Genomic DNA, 3,421 nt, shown 5'->3' on the forward strand with positions numbered 1-3,421 from the left:
GAGGAAGAAATCGCTGAAGTCGTGTCGAAGTGGACCGGCATTCCGGTGTCGAAAATGCTCGAAGGCGAGCGCGACAAGCTGATGAAGATGGAAAGCCTGTTGCACCAGCGTGTGATCGGTCAGGACGAAGCTGTGATCGCGGTTTCCAACGCGGTGCGCCGTTCCCGGGCCGGGTTGTCCGACCCGAACCGCCCAAGTGGTTCGTTCATGTTCCTCGGCCCGACCGGTGTCGGTAAAACCGAGCTGTGCAAGGCCCTGGCCGAGTTCCTCTTTGATACCGAAGAGGCGATGGTGCGGATCGATATGTCCGAGTTCATGGAAAAACATTCCGTGGCTCGACTGATCGGTGCGCCACCAGGGTACGTGGGCTATGAAGAGGGTGGTTACCTGACCGAGGCGGTGCGTCGCAAGCCTTACTCGGTAATCCTCCTGGATGAGGTCGAGAAGGCCCACCCGGATGTGTTCAACATTTTGCTGCAAGTGCTGGAAGATGGCCGCTTGACCGACAGCCATGGCCGCACGGTAGATTTCAAGAATACTGTGATCGTCATGACGTCCAACCTGGGCTCGGTGCAGATCCAGGAACTGGTCGGTGATCGTGAAGCGCAACGTGCGGCGGTGATGGATGCGATTTCCACCCACTTCCGGCCGGAGTTCATCAACCGGGTCGACGAAGTGGTGATCTTCGAGCCGTTGGCGCGGGATCAGATCGCGGGCATTACCGAGATCCAGTTGGGACGCCTGCGCAGTCGTCTGACCGAGCGTGAGCTGAAGCTTGATCTGAGCCCTGAGGCCATGGATAAGCTGATCGCAGTGGGTTACGACCCGGTGTATGGCGCACGTCCGCTCAAGCGAGCGATTCAGCGCTGGATCGAGAACCCGTTAGCTCAGTTGATTCTGTCGGGTCGTTTCCTGCCCGGCGACACCGCCAAAGGTGTGGTGGAGAACGACGAAATCGTATTCGTCTGATCCATTCAGGCAGCAAAACTGATCAGGCCTCGCATTGCGAGGCCTTTTTTTCGCCAGGCTGTTGAACTCTAAGGAAAAGGCTTGTAAAGTGCGCCCCGCAGTAAGTCACCCGGAAGGGTTTTTGCTCCCCAAGCAGAAATCTGAAATAAGTTGCAAATCATTAACTTGAAAGCAATTTAGGGGGTTGACAGAGGTGTTTAAAATTGTAGAATAGCGCGCCTCAGACACACTAACGCAGCGATGCGAAAGGGTCGAAGAGAACGCAAAAAGCTTCACCGTTGTAAATTGAAATATGTAGTTCCGTGATAGCTCAGTCGGTAGAGCAAATGACTGTTAATCATTGGGTCCCAGGTTCGAGTCCTGGTCACGGAGCCAATTTCAAACCGGGGTATAGCGCAGTCCGGTAGCGCGCCTGCTTTGGGAGCAGGATGTCAGGAGTTCGAATCCCCTTACCCCGACCATTTTTGGGTCGTTAGCTCAGTTGGTAGAGCAGTTGGCTTTTAACCAATTGGTCGTAGGTTCGAATCCCACACGACCCACCATTTTTGAAACCAGTTAACGCTGGAATCAGATCTTAAGATCAGAGGCCAAAAGCGCTGATCGAAGAAGGCGACTTGTAAAGGTCGCCTTTTTTTTACCGGGGTATAGCGCAGTCCGGTAGCGCGCCTGCTTTGGGAGCAGGATGTCAGGAGTTCGAATCCCCTTACCCCGACCATATTAAAAATCCTCGTATCGAAAGATACGGGGATTTTTTTTGTCTGTGAAAATCAAAAAGCCCCGCTTCTCGGTGGAGAAAGCAGGGCCTGATACTCAGCGGCTTAGGCTTCTTGGTCTTTCAGGTGCTCGAACAATCCTTTTGGCATTTTCTTGCCGTTGGCTTCGTAGTTGGCTTTCACGTTATCAAACGCCTCTTGCTCGTCGATGAAGCCGTCATGGTTGGTATCGATTTTGTCGAAATTAGCTTTCGGCGCAACTTTCAGGAATTCCGCGCGGGATACTTTGCCATCGTCATCGGTGTCGGTTTTTGCCATCGACGCATCGCCACACTTGCCTTCACCGCATTTGCCTTCAGGGGTTTTTACCACCTGTTCAGCCGAGGCCAGCAGATAGCCTTGAGTCAACGGCTGCGAAGCGAACACGGAGCCGGTCAACATCATGCCGCCAGCCAGAACAGCGCCGAGCAGACCAATAGTGTTTTTGGTGGTACGGGACATTTCAAATCTCCTGGGTTGCACGACACAACCGCTTGATAAAGGGTTGCCACGTAAGTGCGGCGACAACCGAAGCAGGCAGGCTGCCTTGCTTGGGTGTGGCCATTTAGCGGGATGGGTGTATCGCTACTGTGTCGCGCAAGGGGGGAGTTTGTAAGCGAAGGGGCGGAATCGTGGGGGAGATACAGTGGGACACAGATCTCCAAATCAGTGGAGATCAAATGTAGGAGTGAGCCTGCTCGCGATGGCGGTATGTCAGGCGACATTGATGTCGACTGTTCAGACGCATCGCGAGCAGGCTCGCCCCCACAGTTGGTTGGGTGTCAGTGCAGCTTGAGTCGCGGCTCAGTCCCGCGCCCGATCTTGCTGCCCAGCATCAGCATCGCCGTACGAAACGCGCCATACAGCGCCATCTGGTGCATGCGGTACAGCGACACGTAAAACATCCGCGCCAGCCAGCCTTCCAGCATCACACTGCCGGTCAGGTTGCCCATCAAGTTACCCACAGCCGAAAAGCGTGACAGCGAGATCAACGAACCATAATCGGTGTACTTGTACGTAGGCAGAGGCTTGCCTTCGATCCGCAGCTTCAGCGATTTTGCCAGCAACGACGCCTGCTGATGCGCCGCCTGGGCACGCGGCGGTACATTGCGATCAGTGCCCGGTTGCGGGCAGGCCGCACAATCACCGAAGGCGAAGATGTTTTCGTCGCGGGTGGTTTGCAGGGTCGGCAGTACTTGCAGCTGGTTGATGCGATTGGTTTCCAGGCCATCAATGTCCTTGAGGAAACCCGGCGCACGAATACCGGCGGCCCATACTTTCAGGCTGGCGTTGATCACGTTGCCATCGGCGGTGATCAGGCTGTCGGCCGTAACTTCGCTGACCGCGGCATTGGTCATGACGTTGACCCCGAGTTTCTCCAGGGTTTTATGCACAGGCCCACCGATACGTTCCGGCAGGGCAGGTAGTACCCGTGGACCGGCTTCGATCAGGGTGATGTGCATGTTTTCCGGTTTGATCCGGTCCAGGCCATAAGCGGCCAGTTCATGCGCAGCGTTGTGCAGCTCGGCGGCGAGTTCTACGCCGGTAGCACCGGCACCGACGATGGCCACGCTGATTTGCTCGACCTTGTCAGTTTGCCCGGCATGGGCGCGCAGGTAGTGGTTGAGCAGTTGCTGATGGAAACGTTCTGCTTGTTTGCGTGTGTCGAGGAACAGGCAATGTTGCGCCGCGCCCTGGGT

The 3,421-nt window shown here is 55.7% G+C and carries 3 protein-coding genes and 4 tRNA genes; 5 read left to right on the plus strand and 2 right to left on the minus strand.

The genetic code is table 11. The annotated features are described in order from the left end of the window. The 5 genes from AC1DRJ_RS22010 to AC1DRJ_RS22030 all read left to right on the plus strand — a co-directional run. A partial coding sequence (locus AC1DRJ_RS22010) for an AAA family ATPase (RefSeq protein WP_477804002.1) occupies nucleotides 1-969 on the plus strand: 969 nt, incomplete at its 5' end. A 299-nt stretch (nucleotides 970-1,268) separates the two neighbouring features. Then, nucleotides 1,269-1,344 (plus strand) — tRNA-Asn (locus AC1DRJ_RS22015). A 9-nt stretch (nucleotides 1,345-1,353) separates the two neighbouring features. Further along, nucleotides 1,354-1,430, plus strand: a tRNA-Pro gene (locus AC1DRJ_RS22020). A gap of 5 nt (nucleotides 1,431-1,435) precedes the next feature. After that, nucleotides 1,436-1,511: transfer RNA gene (locus AC1DRJ_RS22025), tRNA-Lys, on the plus strand. A 96-nt stretch (nucleotides 1,512-1,607) separates the two neighbouring features. Next, nucleotides 1,608-1,684: transfer RNA gene (locus AC1DRJ_RS22030), tRNA-Pro, on the plus strand. Between the two features lie 103 nt (nucleotides 1,685-1,787). On the opposite strand, the gene AC1DRJ_RS22035 is transcribed toward AC1DRJ_RS22030, so the two are convergent. Together AC1DRJ_RS22035 and AC1DRJ_RS22040 are read right to left on the minus strand one after the other, a co-directional pair. Continuing rightward, nucleotides 1,788-2,183 carry an HvfA family oxazolone/thioamide-modified RiPP metallophore gene (locus tag AC1DRJ_RS22035; RefSeq protein WP_477804003.1) on the minus strand — a complete coding sequence of 132 codons (396 nt, stop codon included), beginning with the start codon at nucleotides 2,181-2,183 and terminating at the stop codon, nucleotides 1,788-1,790. 320 nt (nucleotides 2,184-2,503) lie between these two features. Continuing rightward, on the minus strand, nucleotides 2,504-3,421 hold a 918-nt coding region (locus tag AC1DRJ_RS22040), incomplete at its 5' end, for an NAD(P)/FAD-dependent oxidoreductase (protein ID WP_477804004.1).

The sequence above is a fragment of the Pseudomonas sp. P5_B2 genome (assembly GCF_056400445.1).

Bases quoted from the DNA above. Each gene is read 5' to 3' on its own strand.
- AC1DRJ_RS22035 (WP_477804003.1), bottom strand. From the start codon at position 2,183: ATGTCCCGTACCACCAAAAACACTATTGGTCTGCTCGGCGCTGTTCTG.